The 18,127-nt window shown below is 42.3% G+C and carries 16 protein-coding genes; 4 read left to right on the forward strand and 12 right to left on the reverse strand.

Annotation, left to right across the window (positions count from 1 at the left end):
• Positions 1 to 391: 391 nt before the first annotated feature.
• Positions 392 to 1,093, reverse strand: a complete 702-nt coding sequence (locus AOX59_RS09000) for a hypothetical protein (protein WP_068444863.1) — start codon at positions 1,091 to 1,093, stop codon at positions 392 to 394.
• A gap of 253 nt (positions 1,094 to 1,346) precedes the next feature.
• Positions 1,347 to 2,168, reverse strand: a complete 822-nt coding sequence (locus tag AOX59_RS09005; protein ID WP_068444865.1) for a S1C family serine protease — start codon at positions 2,166 to 2,168, stop codon at positions 1,347 to 1,349.
• Positions 2,169 to 2,287: 119 nt separating this feature from the next.
• Here AOX59_RS09005 and AOX59_RS09010 point away from each other — a divergent pair, with 119 nt between their 5' ends.
• Both AOX59_RS09010 and AOX59_RS09015 read left to right on the forward strand, forming a co-directional pair.
• Positions 2,288 to 3,478, forward strand: a complete 1,191-nt coding sequence (locus AOX59_RS09010) for a TDT family transporter (protein ID WP_068444866.1) — start codon at positions 2,288 to 2,290, stop codon at positions 3,476 to 3,478.
• A gap of 6 nt (positions 3,479 to 3,484) precedes the next feature.
• Positions 3,485 to 4,036, forward strand: a complete 552-nt coding sequence (locus AOX59_RS09015; RefSeq protein ID WP_068444867.1) for a beta-class carbonic anhydrase — start codon at positions 3,485 to 3,487, stop codon at positions 4,034 to 4,036.
• 35 nt (positions 4,037 to 4,071) lie between these two features.
• Here the strand turns inward: AOX59_RS09015 and AOX59_RS09020 are convergent, their stop codons facing one another.
• The 5 genes from AOX59_RS09020 to AOX59_RS09040 form a co-directional block, all read right to left on the reverse strand.
• Complete coding sequence (locus AOX59_RS09020; protein WP_068444869.1) at positions 4,072 to 5,280, reverse strand: quaternary amine ABC transporter ATP-binding protein; 1,209 nt, start codon at positions 5,278 to 5,280, stop codon at positions 4,072 to 4,074.
• Positions 5,280 to 6,137, reverse strand: a complete 858-nt coding sequence (locus tag AOX59_RS09025) for an ABC transporter permease (protein WP_068444870.1) — start codon at positions 6,135 to 6,137, stop codon at positions 5,280 to 5,282. Before AOX59_RS09025 ends, AOX59_RS09020 begins: the two co-directional genes overlap by 1 nt.
• A 64-nt stretch (positions 6,138 to 6,201) precedes the next feature.
• Entirely contained in the window at positions 6,202 to 7,236 is a 1,035-nt protein-coding gene (locus AOX59_RS09030; protein WP_068444871.1) for an ABC transporter substrate-binding protein, read from the reverse strand.
• Positions 7,237 to 7,588: 352 nt separating this feature from the next.
• Positions 7,589 to 8,668, reverse strand: a complete 1,080-nt coding sequence (locus AOX59_RS09035) for an undecaprenyldiphospho-muramoylpentapeptide beta-N-acetylglucosaminyltransferase (RefSeq protein WP_068444873.1) — start codon at positions 8,666 to 8,668, stop codon at positions 7,589 to 7,591.
• 508 nt (positions 8,669 to 9,176) lie between these two features.
• Entirely contained in the window at positions 9,177 to 10,367 is a 1,191-nt protein-coding gene (locus tag AOX59_RS09040; RefSeq protein ID WP_068444874.1) for a NupC/NupG family nucleoside CNT transporter, read from the reverse strand.
• Between the two features lie 342 nt (positions 10,368 to 10,709).
• Between AOX59_RS09040 and AOX59_RS19605 the strand changes: the two genes are divergently transcribed.
• Together AOX59_RS19605 and AOX59_RS19610 are read left to right on the forward strand one after the other, a co-directional pair.
• On the forward strand, positions 10,710 to 10,850 hold the full coding sequence (locus AOX59_RS19605; RefSeq protein WP_156418665.1) for a hypothetical protein: 141 nt from the start codon (positions 10,710 to 10,712) through the stop codon (positions 10,848 to 10,850).
• A 143-nt stretch (positions 10,851 to 10,993) separates the two neighbouring features.
• On the forward strand, positions 10,994 to 11,176 hold the full coding sequence (locus AOX59_RS19610) for a hypothetical protein (RefSeq protein WP_156418666.1): 183 nt from the start codon (positions 10,994 to 10,996) through the stop codon (positions 11,174 to 11,176).
• Between the two features lie 108 nt (positions 11,177 to 11,284).
• On the opposite strand, the gene odhB is transcribed toward AOX59_RS19610, so the two are convergent.
• The 5 genes from odhB to AOX59_RS09065 form a co-directional block, all read right to left on the reverse strand.
• Positions 11,285 to 12,592, reverse strand: a complete 1,308-nt coding sequence (gene odhB / locus AOX59_RS09045; RefSeq protein WP_068444875.1) for a 2-oxoglutarate dehydrogenase complex dihydrolipoyllysine-residue succinyltransferase — start codon at positions 12,590 to 12,592, stop codon at positions 11,285 to 11,287.
• The gene (locus tag AOX59_RS09050) at positions 12,585 to 15,443 is read right to left on the reverse strand and encodes a 2-oxoglutarate dehydrogenase E1 component (protein WP_068444876.1); all 2,859 of its coding nucleotides are present in this window, start codon (positions 15,441 to 15,443) and stop codon (positions 12,585 to 12,587) included. Before AOX59_RS09050 ends, odhB begins: the two co-directional genes overlap by 8 nt.
• Positions 15,444 to 16,080: 637 nt before the next feature.
• A complete protein-coding gene (locus AOX59_RS09055) occupies positions 16,081 to 16,554 on the reverse strand; it encodes a tRNA (cytidine(34)-2'-O)-methyltransferase (protein ID WP_068444878.1) in 474 nt (157 codons plus the stop codon).
• 139 nt (positions 16,555 to 16,693) lie between these two features.
• Positions 16,694 to 17,542, reverse strand: coding sequence for an amidase domain-containing protein (locus AOX59_RS09060; protein ID WP_068444880.1), 849 nt, complete (start codon positions 17,540 to 17,542; stop codon positions 16,694 to 16,696).
• 62 nt (positions 17,543 to 17,604) lie between these two features.
• Entirely contained in the window at positions 17,605 to 18,111 is a 507-nt protein-coding gene (locus AOX59_RS09065; RefSeq protein ID WP_068444881.1) for a methylated-DNA--[protein]-cysteine S-methyltransferase, read from the reverse strand.
• Between the last annotated feature and the right edge of the window lie 16 nt (positions 18,112 to 18,127).

Consider the following 18,127-nt stretch of genomic DNA (forward strand, 5'->3'; position numbering starts at 1 on the left):
AAGTTTAGTTAAGATCCAAAATAATGAGATTATAAAGCGCGACACCAGCGGAGGAAATACACGACGGCTCCTGCGGGAGAAAAGGCATCGGTGAGACCCCGCAGTGCGACAGCAATCTTTTCTGCGAGGAGTGCTGCTTCCACTGAATCAACTTGCAACACAACGAGCACGAGGAGGCTCACCAGCCGCCCTAAGGCGCGCGGAGTGTATTTCCGGAGCGGTAGACGACGCACAACTTACACCTAAAGTTATTTCGCAGTTTATGGATCTTGTGTCATAACAACAATCTTTAAGAAGACAGCCATAATAAAAATAAAGGTGTACTCTAAAAGTCAGGATAAGACATGACTTTTAGAGTACACCTGGAACTAACTATTCTTTTCATAAATGGTCATAATGCTTCAATGATGGCTTCTTTTGATTCATAATCTGTTTGGTCGTTCAGGTCCTCCAAATCGCTATCGATGTAGATATCGCCCCCCAGCCAATCGACTGACTGGATTATATCAACCTTTAAAGCAAGAAATCTATCCTCAGAAGGAAGGTGTGCCTTTTGGATCACAATATATCGTATTTTCCAATAACTGTCATCAATTATAAAATCCGCAACATCACCGATTTTGCCATCATTCGCATGAACTCTGAACTCCCATGTGTCATTTTCACTGCGCAAATTGTGTTCAGGTTCATTCGACATTTCTTGTGCTTCCAGTTCCTGATCATCGATATTGACTCCGGGCATGTCCTCGACACCCCAGAGCAGACCACCCAGCCAATATCTGCTCCAGCCGTAATAACCTGTCAAAGCCATTTCCAAATCCTTGGAAAAGGTAGCATCTACCGGGATTGAAGGGCTGTTTCGGACAGTTTCTTTGTCATGTTTCACATCGATTTGCTGATTGTCAGTATCAATTGATGCAAAAGCCGCCGGTGAAAGCAGTATACGTCTTGTCGGCAGCCATTTTCTCGCATCCAGTACAGCATAACGGACGACCCATTTTTTATCATCAAAATACAAATCCTGAATCTTTCCCATCTGTCCATCAGAAGCTTCAATATGATATGTGTTTAAATCTGTTGTGAAATACAGCATTGTAAACCTCCTACTGTTTATCCCGCATGTAACTGACAGTAAGACCCCATCTCAAATGTGCGCGTATACGATAAAGATTATTTGGGGGATGGCTGCCAGTATATGTCCGATTCGTTCATCTAACAATCAGCAGGGGAAGAAAGATACCCCTCTGATTGAATATATTCACTTTATCACCCGCCTGAACGGGAATGAAGGTGATGTTTCCTATTACAGGACTTTTCCCTCAGAAAGTTCGGGCTAAACAGCAGAATCAGTTTTGATGATAATCATAATAATAATCAATTGGTATAAATAAACCGACCCGTCCATGTGTGTCATGATGCAGTGTCGCAAACACGATACCAATCACCTTGCCATCCTGATTGATCACCGGGCTGCCGCTGTTCCCCCGGTAAACCGGAGCCTCCATCATAACGACCGGTTCTTCCCATCCACTTAATTGGATATCATCAATCACGGTGCCCTTGTTTGCTATGCCGCTGAACCTGATCGGATTACCGATGAAATAAACCTGCTCATTGCCCGGATCATAAGTCGTTTCGTTTGCCAGTTCAAGATGGGGAAGCTGTTCTCCGCTGACATCCAGCACGGCTAAATCCACAGACGGATACGAGGCTGCAACTTCCCCGGAGAATAGTCCTTCTTCAGGATAAGCCACGGTCACCGATTCCTCATCTTCTATCACATGGTGGTTAGTTACAATCATCCCATCAGCCGATATTGAAAAGCCTGTTCCTCTTGAATCATCCGTTTCGATAACAACCACTGACTCTTTGTATGTCTGGATGTCTTCCTGTGTCGACAGTTGGGCCGATGAGATCAAAAAATCGATTGCCGGAATGGAAAAGGTCCTCGGAATAAGCGAGACAACATTTAATACCATTACGCCCGCAATCAGCCAAAATAACCATTTAGGAAACGGCGGCTTGGGTTTTCTATTTCCTTTTTTTTTCTTTTCTTTTGCAAGTGCTTTTTGCCGTTCCTCTTCAACCAATTCATAGAGCTCTTCCTCATCCAGCTCCTCATATAAATCATCATCTATAACGTCACGGTTTCTCTTGTCGTTATCCATAAAACACCGCCCAGCAGCACTCATTATCACATTAATCCTTATCAGATATAAGGAAAGTTTTACTATTCTTCTATTATACCATTTTCAAGCATTAAGAATGAATCTGTAACCAACGAACCATGAACAATTTATCCATTAATTTGCCATATTTAAATGTGATAATCATCACATTTTTACATTATTATGATGAAATAAGTCATAAAAATGATATAATTTTCACAGAAAACTTGATACGGGTGTTGGTGTTTATGTTACTAAAAGGGGATTACAATAAAATTGAACCGGCTTCAGGCGCTATTATCATGGCATGCGGTATTTTCCTGATTGGAGCTGTGGAGGCATTTCCGACACTCGATGTCGAATATGGCAAATACCTGGCATTTTTTCTGCTGATCGCATGGGTGATTATTTACAAAGATTTGTCGATACAGTTCTTTCACAGGGATTTCCTTGTTCCATTCATTCAAAATCCGGTCAACTCGTTTGTCATCGGAACATGGATTGCCGGTGTATCTGTTCTCTGTAATGTATTCCTGAGATACTTTCCGGAAATTTTATTGCTGACACAGGCAATGGCCATTTTCAATACATTCTTATGGCTTTTCTTTCTGGTTAATTGCTTTTATAATTTCAAACAGTTATTATTTGATTACACAGACTTTCCTGTTCACGGTGCCATATTGCTCTCAACAGTTGGGACGCAATCCATCGTTATTTTATTGAATAATGTCTTTTTCCAGCTTCCCGTATACTTTGCTGAAGCCATGATCGTACTTGGCCTCGTTTTTTATCTTGCCGGCACTATATTGCTTTTTAACAGATATATCAGACACCATAACTGGACGCTTGCAGATGATTGGGCCAACACGAATTGCATTATCCACGGAGCCTTGTCCATTACCGGCCTGGCCATTGTCACAACAAATACATTCACACCTGGATTCGTCACGTATTTTTGGTTTTTGGTGTTTATCTTATTAATTATTGTTGAAGCAATTGAAGTGCTCCGTGTCGTTAATCGGATCAAACAATATGGCTGGAACAAGGCGTTTTTTACGTATGATGTCACCCAATGGTCCCGAAATTTTACATTCGGCATGTTCTATACATTTACATTGGTAATGCAGGCAAATCCCTTTTATCCGATTGCTGAAGGGCTTTATAATTTTCAGCGGACGTTTTTGGACTATTGGGCATGGGTTGTGCTTGCGGCTATTCTGTGGGAAATAGCCATCTTCATCAAGGCAAGACTAACCGAATTATACAATGAAAAATTGATCCTCACTAATACAAATCAAAAGGAAGGATGACCGTAAATGCTTCTCGAAGACATACTTGAATACAATAAGCAATTTGTGAACGACAAAAAATACGAACCGCTGAAGACCGATAACATACCCAATAAACGCACTGTTATTTTCACATGTATGGATACACGATTAACCGAACTGCTGCCAAAAGCCCTGGACATAAAAAATGGCGATGTTAAAATGGTTAAAAATGCCGGTGCGATTCTTCGTGACCCATTCGACAGCGTCATGAAAAGCATTCTAGTGGCCATTCACGAATTAAAGGCAGAACAGGTTATGGTAATTGGACACCATGATTGCGGCATGTCCCATACAGATCCGGAAGCATTCAAGCAGGGCCTGCTGGAAAAAGGGATTTCAGAGGAAACACTTAACACACTCACACGCAGCGGAATCGATCTTGAAAGTGAATTCAGCGGGTTCGATTCTGTAGAAGACTCCGTTGAAGAAAGTGTTTCTGTTGTTCGCAATCACTCTCTATTGCCATCGTATGTGAATGTTCACGGTCTGGTCATCGACCCTGCGACAGGTAAATTGGACTTGGTGACAAAGGAATAAGAAAAGCCGGCTTATAATTACCGGCTTTTCTTGTATCACGTATGATATTCTTCGCTCTCTTCCACGTCCTCAGCTGCCAATCCGGACAGTACATGAACACGTAAAATGAATCCGATTAATTTTTCCTCTTCATTGACAACTGCCAATGGAAAACTTGACCCAAGTGTTTTCGGAATTAAATCATTGATATATTCATCCCGATTTACAATGGTGATATCCGTCAGCATCATATCTTCAAGTGTTTTTTTCTCCTTCAGACCCTGTACGGCATCATCAATGGTGACAATCCCTTTGACGTGCCGGCTGCGGTCAACAACAAACACACTGGATATCCCATTTTCCTCCATCTCTTTTCGGGCAACATTTAAACCATCTTTCATGAAAACGAGAGCATTCGGTTTGATCATGATATTTTCTGCCTGAAACACTTTGGACCGGTCGATATCTTTGATGAAATCAAAGATATAATTATTAGCCGGTTTTTCTATGATTTCTTCGGGTGTCCCGATCTGATTGACTTTGCCGTCTTTCATGACAGCAACCCGGTCACCAAGTTTGAATGCTTCATTAACATCATGTGTAATAAAAATAATCGTCTTTTGCAATCTTTCTTGGATATCGAGAAGCTCAAGCTGCATTTCTCGGCGAATAAGCGGATCCAGTGCACTGAACGGCTCATCCATCAACAGAATATCCGGATCATTGGCCAGCGCACGTGCTAACCCGACGCGCTGCTGCATCCCGCCTGAAAGCTCATCAGGATATTTATCTTCATATCCTTTCAGGCCGACAATATCGATATTTTTCTGAGCAATTTCATGGCGTTCCTGTTTGGACTTATTGCGGACTTCCAGGCCATATTCGACGTTAGCCATAATTGTGCGGTGATTGAATAGTCCAAAATGCTGGAATACCATCGCGACTTTTTCCTGGCGAATTTTTTTGAGATCAGCTTTACTGGACGTGACAATATCTTCACCATCGATGTAGATTGCACCGTCAGTTGGTTTGTTCAACAGATTAAAACAGCGGATAAGGGTGGATTTCCCGCTTCCGGATAGTCCCATAATGACAAATGTTTCGCCCTTGTTTATTTCCATCGATGCATCATAGACACCGACTGTATGACCTGTTTGTGCCAATATTTCATCCTTGCTCATGCCGTCTTTAATTTTTGAGATAACGGATTTAGGCCGCGGCCCGAAAATTTTCGACACATGATCGACTTTTATTTTTGCCTCCATTAGCTTATCCTCCTATGCTTCTGGAACTTGTTCGCCACACCGCCGGTAATGCGGTCAATGATAATGGCAAGGAATACGATGCTGATTCCCGCTTCAAACCCTAAAGCAATATCGATCTGGTTAATTGATACAAGCACTTGCTCACCAAGACCCTGAGCACCGACCATTGATGCGATGACCACCATAGCCAACGCCATCATTGTCGTCTGATTCACACCTGCCATAATTGTCGGAAGCGCCTGAGGGAGCTGTATTTTAAAAAGCATCTGCATATTGGACGAGCCAAACGATTGTGCTGATTCAATGACTTCCTTATCCACACCGCGAATAGCCAGCTCAGTCAGCCTGATGACTGGAGGAATAGCATAAATCAGTGTGGCAAAAATTGCGGAAACATTTCCTAAGCCAAAGAAGAAAATAGCCGGAATTAAATAAACGAAACTCGGCATCGTCTGCATCGCATCAAGTATTGGCCGCATAACCGTTGAAAATCCTTTGCTGAATGCCATCCAGACACCAAGCGGTATCCCTAACGCCAGTGAAATGATTACTGCAGTCATCACAATGGCAATGGTCGTCATCAAATCTTCCCACAAGCCGAATGTGCCAACCAGAAAAATAAAAACACCATAAAGAATACCGGCTGTTATAGATTTAAAATACCATCCCAAGAGGACGATAATCAGGATAAACAGCCACCATGGCAGAAAGAGCAAAAAACCTTCAATACCATTGATAATTTCAGAAGAAAATAGATAGATAAAATCAAAAAAACTCTCGAGTGATTGATCCAAAAAGTTAACAATCGTTTCGACATAATCACCAAGTTTAAACCTTATATCAGGAAAAATGTCCATTAGCAACACCTCTTTTATAGTAAATTAGAAAAGCAGCCAACCGGCAGGCCAGCTGCTTTTCGACTTATTCCAATGATTGCTTCACTGTTTCGGCGATATCGTCCGGAACCCAACTGGTCCATACATCTTCATTTTCCTTCATCCACCATTCAGCCGCTTCTTCAGCCGATGCATCTTCATTCTCATTCATGTAATCAAGCGCTTGTTCCGTCAAAGCACTGTTTGTTTCATAGTTGCTCAAAAAATCTACAACATCCGGTGCTGCATCGGGGATGTCTTTATGAACACCGACTACAACATCATTTGGAGGGAGTTCTGTGCCTTTCGTTTCTTCATACACTTCCGGATCATATTCCGGTTCTTCCAGTAATGTCAAGTCGTACTTAGCCGTCACTGCAGTCGGTGACCAATAGTAGCCTACCCATGCTTCACCAGCATCATATGCATCAGCAAGAGATGCCACAATCGCCGCATCCGAACCGGGCTTAAAGTTGACAAACGAATCATTCAATCCATACGTTTCCATCTTCTGCGTAATCGCTTTTTCAACTGCCCAGCCGCTTGGTGCGTTAATTAGACGTCCTTTGCCTGGCTCCGCTTCGTCTTCAAATAGTTCCGGATAGTTTTTCAAATCCTCAACTGTCTCAAGATCCGGTGCCATTGGTTCAATCCCGCGCTCCTCGTCTCCTTCAATCACATATGTCGGAACATAAATGCCTTGTTCGTTGTCATCAAAGTTAGTGGAGACCTTTTCGAAGTCGCCTGCTTCAATCGCTTCATTATATACTTCTTTGATGTTATCAGTCCAAAGTTCCATATAAATATCAATATCGCCTTCACGCAACCCTTGAACAGTGGCTGCTGTGGAACCTGGAGTAACTTCTGTATCGATGCCATAACCCTCTTCAATAATTTTTTGTGCAATCGAGTTATGGACCCTAATACTATTCCAGCCTGCGTCAGCGAATACCAAAGTATCAACATTTGATGCTGAAGCGCCATTTTCTGAACCTGATTCATTATTACCTGAGTCTGATCCGCCACAAGCAGCAAGCACTGCTAATATAATGGCAGAAAACAAGATTAATATTTTTTTCATTTGATTACCCCTTTTTGAATTTTATGTTCAGTTACAGTTGAATTAATGATTAAGTCTCGATATGACTTAGAAGGCTTTGCTGAAGGATATAAGACAGCATGGATAATGAGTATGAAGCAATCATGCGAGTTGAAAGCACCTTTCATCATAATAAACTAACCAGTTTATATCAAATGGCATAATCACGCATATAATGCGATAAATCCAATTAAACCGGCAATTTTGTCAAATATATCGGCCAAAATATACATATTGAACATAATACTTCATATATCGACAAACTTTGCAATAATTAATAAAAAAACTGCCTCCTTAAGATTAGAGACAGCTTCTTATTCGTCATAATTTTTATTCAGGTTTCTGCCCCGCCGGCAGTCTTAATAATTTCAATCACCCGTTCACGCGCTTTTTCACTTTTGTAGTTTTTCATGTAATCAATCATGACCGGTGCCTGATCCTTTAGCTTCATCAATTCCTGTTTCAGCGCGTCAGGGGTTAATGCTTCCTCTTCCAGCACACGGGCGTAATCTTTTTCTTTAAAAGAGTTTGCATTAATGATCTGATCGCCTCTGCTTGCGGCCCTCGAAAGCGGAATCAGCAGCATCGGTTTATGAAGCGCCAGAAATTCAAAAATCGCATTGGCCCCCGCACGCGAAAGCACAAAATCAGACGCTGCAAACAAATCTTTCAATTCTTCATTGACATATTCAAATTGGGCATAGCCGCTTCGATTTATAGAAGAATCTGTTTTGCCCGTGCCGCAAATATGGGCAATATGAAATTCGGGCAAAAGCTGATCAATACTTTCGCGTACCGTCTGATTAATTTTCTCGGCTCCACCACTGCCGCCCATTACAAGCAGGACAGGTTTTTCCTTTGTAACACCGCACATTTCAAGGCCTTTATCTTTATCCCCTCTGAAAAGTTCATCCCGGATGACTGCACCGACATACTCAGCTTTCTTTTCAGGCAGGTAATCAATTGTTTCCGGGAACGTTGCCAGCACTTTTTCAGCAAACGGTATCGCTATTTTATTGGCAAGCCCCGGTGTAAAGTCAGATTCATGGATAACCGCCGGTACGCCGCGTAATTTCGCCGCCATTATGACCGGAACCGACACAAAACCGCCTTTAGAAAAAATAACGGCCGGTTTCCGTTTGCCAATGATTCGCCACGCCTGCATCGTTCCTTTCAGCACTTTAAACGGATCTTTAAAGTTCTCTTTAGACATGTAGCGGCGCAATTTACCGGTTGAAATCGGATGATATGTCACATCGTCCAATGATTCGATTAATTTGCGTTCTATTCCATTTTGAGACCCGATATAATCAACTTCCCATCCCTCTTTCTGAAAAACAGGGATAAGAGCAAGGTTAACAATCACATGACCGGCCGTTCCACCGCCCGTAAACAGGATTCTTTTTTCACTCATCAACGATGCACTCCTTCTATCACAACACACTGGGGGAAACGTTTTTTTATCCCGCATGTAACTGGCAGTAACCCCCCCACCTCAAATGTTCGCGTATACGATGAAGATTAGGTGGGGGATCAACTGCCAGTAAATGTCCGATTCGTTCATCTAACAATCAGTGGGAGGGGAAGAAAGAACCCCCCACTGATTGAAGATTCACTTTATCCTAAAGCTGCCAATTTTTCAACAATCTGATTTAAATCTTCATGCCACTGACGTAAAAAAATATAATGATTCTTAAATAACTTCCTCTATCCTAAGTGAAATAGACTTAAAAGGAAAGCGAAATATGTCCGAATTTACATCACACTGGCTATAATCCTTAATATTATAACGATTGAAATCTTGATTCTCAATCCCCATATCCGGGGCCGTACGAGTTGGTTTCACGCGATTAGCATGAAAAAAACCGCCCAAGTGAGCGGTTTTTTGCTTTATGACATTCTTTCTCTTTCAATGTGCATTCTTATAGGAACAAACCAGCGATTGTGGCAGACAAGATAGACGCCAATGTTGCACCAATTAATAATTTCATGCCAAATCCTGAAACTTTCACTGCTTTCTCACTGTTAATACCTTGTACGGTTCCCGCGATAATACCAATCGATGAGAAGTTAGCAAAGCTTGTAAGGAATACAGAAACGATACCAATCGTTTTTTGAGACATGGAACCAAGCATTTGTTCAAATTCCAGCATCGCCACAAATTCGTTGGTGACGATTTTTGTCCCCATGACACCGCCTGCTTCAATGACTTCTCCAGGTGAGATACCCATCAAAATTCCAATCGGTGCAATAATATAGCCAAGAATTTCCTGTAACGTCACACCTGCAAAGACCAATTGAATTACCCAGTTAACCAATTCCAGTGAAGCAATGAAAGCAATCAGCATTGCAGCTACAATAAGTGCAATTTTTCCGCCATCAAGCGCACCGTTACTCATCGCTTCAAAGATACTTTTGTCATTTGAAACATCTTTCACATCAACTTCGTCTTCCTCTTTTGGCACGTTAACCGGTGCGATCACAGATGCCATGATTAATGCACTGAACATATTTAAAGGCAATGCGGCCAATACATATTCCGGCGGCAAAATTTGCAGGTACGCGCCAACGATCGACGCAGATACAGACCCCATAGCAGAGGCGCTTACGATATAAAGCCTGTTATTGTTCAAATGATGGAATTGAGATTTAATGGCCAGCAGCGCTTCAGACTGGCCGAAAAAGATACTGTTGACTGCATTAAACGATTCAACCTTTGGCAACCCGGTTATTTTTGATAACAACCCGCCCAGATATTTAATAATTGGCGGCAGAATCTTCAAATAGGTCAGTACGGAAAGAAGTGTCGCAAAAAAGATAATTAATAACAGCACATTAAAGAAGAATACACTTCCGCCTTCTTCAATCTGAATACCGCCAACAACAAAGCTGATACCTTCAGTACCAAATTCGATTAATTTATTAAACCCGGCTGAGATGCCTTTAATAACGGCTCCGCCTATTTCCGTGTTAAACATGAACCATGTTATGACAAGCTGGGCAAGCAGCATAATACCAATGCCCTGATAATTTATATTTTTCTTGTCGTTTGACATGATAAACGCTATGCCTATTACGATTATAATTGCCAAAATACCTAAAAGAATATCCACTGATGAGGCCTCCCTTGAGATGTTAAAATGAACGGAAAGCGTATAACCGCTTACAATATCACCTTTACCACTGATGATTTTAGCACGTTGTCAGACGTCTGGCAATACAAAAATTCAATATACAGCTATATTAGTTATACCCTGTAAAGCCGATTATTAACATAACCTGGACCTCTCTCTTTTCAAGCAAAAATGATATTCCGATGTCAAAACAGATACCAAATTCAACGTTTGGCACATGCAGTTTTGTCATTATGACTATCATTTTCTCCGCAAAACTAATTTTTCATAGGATGCGTTTTTCAGCAGACATGATATACTACATTCAAGGGAGGTGAAAAGATGATTGAAGAAATGCAAATTGTGTTGACTGAAATTCAGAAACTAAATAGCCGATTTGACACAATGCAGGATGACATGAATGAAAAATTTAAAAGCGTCGACAAAAGATTCAATGACATGGACGCGAATTCAGTGCTATAGACGAAAAATTTGATACAATCGATGAACGATTCAAAACTATTGACGAGCGATTCAATAGCATAGACAGACAATTCAAGACAATCGATGAGCGATTCGATAACATAAACGGACAGTTCGAGACCATCAACGGTCGACTCCATGCTATGGATGAAGTGATTAACGACATGAATGGCAGACTCATAAATGTAGAAGACCAGCTTCGAATCGTCAGAGTTCAGACTGCTAAGAACTATGAATTTCAGACAAAAATGGAGGGCACATTAAACGAAAAAGTAGTAGAGATGGAGTCCGACATTAAACTGCTAAAAAAAGCAGTCACCAGCTGACAATCCTGCCCAAAAACCAGACCATTCAACACAATTCTCAGGTAGATTTTCCATACAAAAAACCCCCGCCATGACTTCTCATCAGAGCGAGGGTCTCATTCATCTCAATTAGCCTTCCAGCAATAAATCGTATGGGTCTTCAAGCAATTCTTTAATCCGCACAAGGAACTGAACGGCTTCTTTTCCATCAACAATCCGGTGATCGTATGATACAGCCAGATACATCATTGGACGAACTTCAATTGAATCATCCGGCATAACCACCGGGCGTTTTTGGATGTTATGCATGCCGAGTATCCCTACTTGAGGTGCGTTCAAAATAGGTGTTGACAGCATGGATCCAAAGGTTCCACCATTTGTAATGGTAAAGGTTCCGCCTTGCAAATCGTTCAGTGATAATTCCTTATTGACTGCTTTCTTGCCTAAATCACCGATCTCTTTTTCAACACCGGCGAAGTCCAGTTTGTCTGCATCACGCACAACCGGTACGACAAGACCTTCTTCAGTTGAAACGGCAATCCCGATATCATAGAATTTTTTCTGTACAATTTCTTTGCCTTGAATTTCAGCATTCAGAAGCGGGAAGTCTTTTAACGCACCGATAACCGCTTTAGTAAAGAAGGACATGAAGCCTAGTTTGACATCATGCTTTTCTTTGAAATCCTCTTTCCGTTTATTTCGCAGTTCCATAATTGCTGACATATCCACTTCGTTAAATGTCGTCAGCATAGCTGCTTCCTGCTGTACGTTAACAAGATGGTTGGCAATGGTCTGACGGCGGCGGGACATTTTAATCCGTTCAACAGGCTTGTCAAACTCTGTTTTGTCTGATTGTTCCTGTTTCTTCGGCTCTTCTTTTTTAGCCGGTTTCGATTCTTTCTGCTCGCTTCCGCCTTTAGTTGCAGAATCAACATCTTCCGGACGGATGCGGCCTAATGGATCACGCGCTTGGACGTCATTTAGGTCAACACCAAGTTCCCGGGCACGTTTGCGGGCTGCAGGTGATGCAATGACATCCTGGCTGCTGTCGGAAGAATCATCCTGCTTGTCTTCTTTTTCTTCTTTCGCCGGGGCTGTTGCTTCCTCTTTCTCCGAGGACTCACTTTTCGTTTCTTTCGCTTCAGTATCTTTGGATTCAGCAGAAGCTTCTTTTTCTTCAGATCCACTTCCGCCTGCCTCAGCATTTTCATCCAGTTTGGCAATGACATCGCCGACTTCCACGTCATCACCTTCCCCGCTGATAATTTCAGTGATGACACCGGCATAATCCGTGTTCACTTCAACGTTGACTTTATCGGTTTCCAGTTCTAAAACCGCATCGCCTTTTTCAACTTTATCGCCTTCTTTGACGAGCCATTCGGAAATGGTTCCTTCTGTAATCGATTCTGCCAGCTCCGGAATTTTAATTTCATTCACTGGTATCTCCTCCTTCTGACGGATTAATTGCTTGGTCAATAATCTGCCGCTGCTCACTTTTATCCACATTCGGCTCGCCGACAGCTGGTGATGCCCGGTGCGGGCGGCCAATGTATCTTAGCGTCTGTTCTCCTGTTAACATTTCTCTCAAGTAATCATCAACAAAATCCCAGCTGCCCATGTTTTGCGGTTCTTCCTGGACCCAAACGATTTCTTCAAGGTTCGGCAGTTCTTTCAATTCTTTTTCCAACTGCTTTTTCGGGAATGGATAAATTTGTTCAAGTCTTAATGCGCGAAGCCAGTCAAAACTATCTTCTGAATCGATAATAGCTTCTTCAATGTCAACCATTACCTTTCCGCTCCCGATTAATAATCGTTTTGCGTTTTTCTTGCTCACTTTCAAATTAGGCTGAGGCCTCACCGGTTCAAATCTGCCTTCTGAGAATTCTTCCGGACTTGAAGCAACCCGCTGGTTACGCAGCAAGCTTTTCGGCGACATAAGAATTAAAGGCCGTGCTTCTTCTTTGCCGCGCATGGCTGCCTGCCGGCGAAGCAAATGGAAATATTGGGCCGATGATGTGACATTGGCAACAATCCAGTTATTCTCTGCAGCAAGCTGTAAAAAACGCTCGAGACGTGCGCTTGAGTGTTCCGGCCCCTGTCCTTCGTAACCGTGCGGCAGGAGCATAACCATGTTCGACTTATCGCCCCATTTAGCACGTGCTGCTGAGATGAACTGGTCAAAAATCACTTGTGCGGCATTCGAAAAATCTCCAAATTGAGCTTCCCAGATCACAAGCGTGTTTGGCGCCTGTACACTATAACCATATTCAAACCCTAAGACACCTGCTTCAGAAAGCGGACTGTTGCGAATATCGAACGATACATCGACACCTTCAAGACCATGCAACGGGCAATACGTTTCACCTGTCTCGGCATCGTGCAACACCAGATGCCGATGGGCAAATGTACCGCGCTCTGTATCCTGACCTGTTATACGGATTGGAATGCCATCATTCAGAATGGACGCATATGTTAATGCCTCACCGGCACCCCAGTCAGCTTTATTTCCTTCTTCCAGCACATCATCGCGCCGGCTCAGTATCCGTTTCAGCTTCCGGAAAGTCGTAAATCCTTCCGGCCGTGATTGCAGATCTTTGTTTAATTTTTTCAAGGTCTCCAGCGGTACAGCTGTTTCAAACCGGCCGAGGCCGTTCGTCAGAGCTTGCGGCATGCTTTTGATACCATTGCCGTTTGAATCATTCTCTTCCATGTTATCAAAAATCTCACGCAGATGTGATTCTGCCTGCTTTTTGATATCATCCAGCTCATTCTCTTCAATAACCCCTTCTTTTTGCAGCTTTTCGGCAAAAACGTTCGCTGCTGTCGGATGATTATCAATATCCTGATATAAAGCAGGCTGTGTTGCCCGCGGTTCATCCATTTCGTTATGTCCATAACGGCGGTAGCCCACCAGGTCAATCAGAAAATCTTTATGGAATGTTTGACGATATTCATATGCCATTTTCATTGCGACAACACATGCAACCGGATCATCAGCATTCACATGCACAATCGGCACTTCAAATCCTTTTGCCAAATCACTTGCATACCGGGTTGACCTGCTATCAAACTGGGTGGTTGTATACCCAAGCAGGTTATTCGCAATGATATGGAGCGTCCCGCCGGTCTTATATCCGGGAAGATCTTTAAAGTTCATCGTCTCAGCGACAACACCTTCACCAATAAACGATGCGTCACCATGAATCAATAATGGCAGTGCTTTACTGAAATTCTGTTCAGGATAACCTTTTTGAAACCGATTGTCCTGACCTGCACGTGCAAACCCCTCTGCAACCGGATTGACGAATTCAAGATGTGAAGGGTTATTGGCTAGTGTAATGCGTGTTGAAGTCCCGTCATCTTCGTGTACATCCTTGGTTGCGCCAAAGTGGTATTTAACATCGCCTGTCCAGCCGGAATTAATGCCGCTGGAACCTTCAGAAGGGATTAATTCCTTATCCGGCGAATGGTGAAACTCGGAAAATATTTTGTCGAATGGTTTACCCAGAATATGCGCCAGTACACTCAGACGCCCACGGTGGGCCATCCCCATCATGATATGCTCTATCTTATCTTCAATGGAATTTTCAACAACCCGATCAAGCATCAGGATCATGGATTCAAGCCCTTCAATTGAAAAACGTTTCTGTCCGACAAACGTTTTTTGCAGAAATTCTTCAAATCCTTCAACCTGCGCAAGCCGCTCGAGCAATTTCCGTTTATTTTCGACAGAACTCGCTTCGTGATATCTGCCGGATTCGATATAATTCAATAGCCAATCCCGTTCATCATCATCATTAACATGATCATATTCAAATGTAATGGTGCCTGAATATAACTTCTTTAATTCGCGGACAACTTCAAAACCGTCGTCTACGCCTGCCGGTGCCTTCTCCCAAAGCCATATAGCCGGTATATCTCTTAAATCCTGTTCGCTTAAGTTATATATTTCCGGATTGACAAGATTCGTCTCACGCTCATCACGCCCTACAGGATAAATATCCGCTTCAAGATGTCCAAAACGACGAATAGCCTCAACAAGCCGCATTGCTGAGGTTAATTTTTTTACATTGCCTATAGATGATCCTGATTGAGCCGGTTCATCTGCGGCAGGTTGTGTTGACCGAACCCAGTCTGGTGCTCCATGCTCTTCAAAAAGTTCTTTTAAAGAAGGATCAACGGCTTCACGGTCTTCCTTATAAAGTTCATATTGCTCCTCAATATACCCCATGTTAGGCCCATGAAAACTGTTCCAGAATCTTTGATTAGATTCTTCATTTTGTGCCACGTCTTAATACCTCCATTAAGTAGTCAGCTATACCCCGTTATAATAAGAGGTAATTTAAAATGTTACCTCTTTACCGAATTCCCATATAACGGTTTTTTTACACTCTGTTGATATTATAGAACTTTAGCTCTCGCTTCATCAACTAATATACTCTATTTTGACAATCCAGACAACAGGGATAATACTATTTAAAAGCTAAAACTTTTTATGCCGAAAAATTGCTTGCCGAAAGATGGCATGTCGAACACTGTCAGACAAGCATGGCGGAAATAATCAGCTAACAGTTCACATTACAAGAATTATTCGGTATAATAAGGTTACGATAAAAATCAAGGAATAAATGATATACATAATAGCTTGAGGAGGAAATGTGATGAAACTGGCACTGATATTAGGTGTAGCTGTAACGTTTACGGTTTCTTGCTTTACATCCGGCTATGATGCCAAAGCCGGCGTACCCAAAAAAGATCAATAACAGATGTGGGCATAATCAACACATACCAGCAAACAAAGCCGTCGTAAGCAGTATACGACGGCTTTATTTATAAAAAAATCGGCTGATTCGCCAATATTTTTTACGTCTGACTTCCGGCTTCTAATCTCTCCGTAAGAGAGGAGGCAACCGGGTTATTCTTGTCTATTTCATTCCCGGGAATCCCTGTTGCCTCAATGCTTCATACACAATAATCGCTGCAGTGTTTGCCAAATTCAGCGAACGCACCTTATCACCCATATGCACACGCAGACATTGATTTTCTTTACCTTTCAAAAAATCATCAGGAAAGCCGCTGCCTTCACGGCCAAATACAAATAATAAATCCTTCTTTCCAGCCGTAAAATCATAATCCGTATAATAGTTCGATCCCGTGTTTTCAATATAATAAAACAACCCATCCGGATATGATTCATACAGGGCTTCGATCGAATCATATTCCCGGACATCGACATACGGCCAGTAATCAAGTCCTGCCCGCCGAACCATTTTATCATCCGTGGAAAAACCGAGCGGACGAATCAGGTGCAATGTTGCATTTGCAGAAAGACATGTTCTGGCTATGTTACCTGTATTTGCAGGAATTTCCGGCTGATACAAAACAACGTGTAAACCCACTGTTCCATTCTCCTCTATCTGATCAGCATTTACTGTTTTCTTAAAGCTATTTATTATTTTACCGACAGCTTCGTTAAACGTTTACCAACAATACCCGTCGAAAACAGCCTTAATGTTTAACAACTTCACTATTATACCACTACTCCCCTATTCGGAAAAACTTATACTGTATTTCAGGTGTCCATGCTGTTGAATCCTCGTATGACCAATACCTGTTGCGGCTGTTGTCGGTATGGGCGTTGACAAGCGGCATCCCATCAGCATCTTTGTCGACAACGATCGTATTATGGTCCCACCTGCCGTCACCTTCAAAATCGTAGCAAATAATATCACCCGGGATGAGTTTACGGGCAGATTCTATCTCTTTACCCTTTAAGCCTGCAGCAGACCCGCTTAAATACCAACGCAATGAATGCGCCACTGCCCAGCTGTAGCTCCAATTTTCTTGATTGTACCACCATCCGCTCCCCCGATCCGGCATCCCTCGCATTGGTGCACCACCAGCTTTCATACATTGTGAAACATAATTGGTGCAATCCACATCGAATGTCCGGTATTCGGGATTATAACTGTTCCACCACCGTTCCGCATACTGAACCACTGAACGTCTGTCATAAGAAAATCGCTCATGATTCAAATCACGCGATGTTTCTGTATCTATTGCAGGCTTTGTGTCTTCTGTTTGAGATCGTTTTTCTGTGATTGTGTGCTCTGACATCACGCCATTTTCCATCCTGAATTGATATGGGATAACTTGTTCTTCTCTAATAAATCGATTGTGCTGCCGGATTAAAAATGCGAAATGCAACAAATAGTGACAAACCATGTACCCCGAATATCGAAGCACTTCGTAAAGATAGCCTTGCCCGCTGACCCGGACAATTTCAGCCTCCCGGGACCGGTATAATTTTTTCTTCCGCTGCCACCAATTATTATCCTGATGGTCTTCACGAAAATAATTCAGCCAGCTTTCTTTTATTTTTTCCATAAAAAATCCCCTCCATCATAAGTATATGGAGAGAGTAGTTGTCCAAATCTTAATTGAATACATTACTTTGCTTCATGGGCCAAAAGAAATTCTTTTTTATCCAGACCGCCGCCATAACCAACCATTTTGCCGTTTGCACCAATGACACGATGACACGGTACAACAATCGAAAATGGGTTCTTATTGACCGCGCCGCCAATAGCCCTTACAGCTTTCGGTTTACCAATTTCCCGGGCAATCTCTTTATAACTTCTCGTTTGGCCATAAGGTATCTTCTCATACAATGCCTGCCATACTTTTTGCTGGAATGGTGTCCCATAAAAATCGAAATCAAACGAAAAGCTTGTTCTTTCACCCTGAAAATAATCTTCCAGTTCAGCTATGATATGCTTTACTTTTTCGGGTTTGTGGATAAAAACAGGACTGCTGATAAACCGTTTTGCCCATTTATACATTTTAGCTTCAATCTCAGCAAATGATCCATATTCCATTCGTACCGCTTTTGTTCCATCACTAATCATTGTAATCGATCCTACAGGTGACGTCGTTTCCCCATAGTACAATTCCATTAATACCCCTCTTTTC

Origin of the sequence: Lentibacillus amyloliquefaciens, assembly GCF_001307805.1 — a bacterium.
Taxonomy (GTDB): Bacteria; Bacillota; Bacilli; order Bacillales; family Amphibacillaceae; genus Lentibacillus; species Lentibacillus amyloliquefaciens.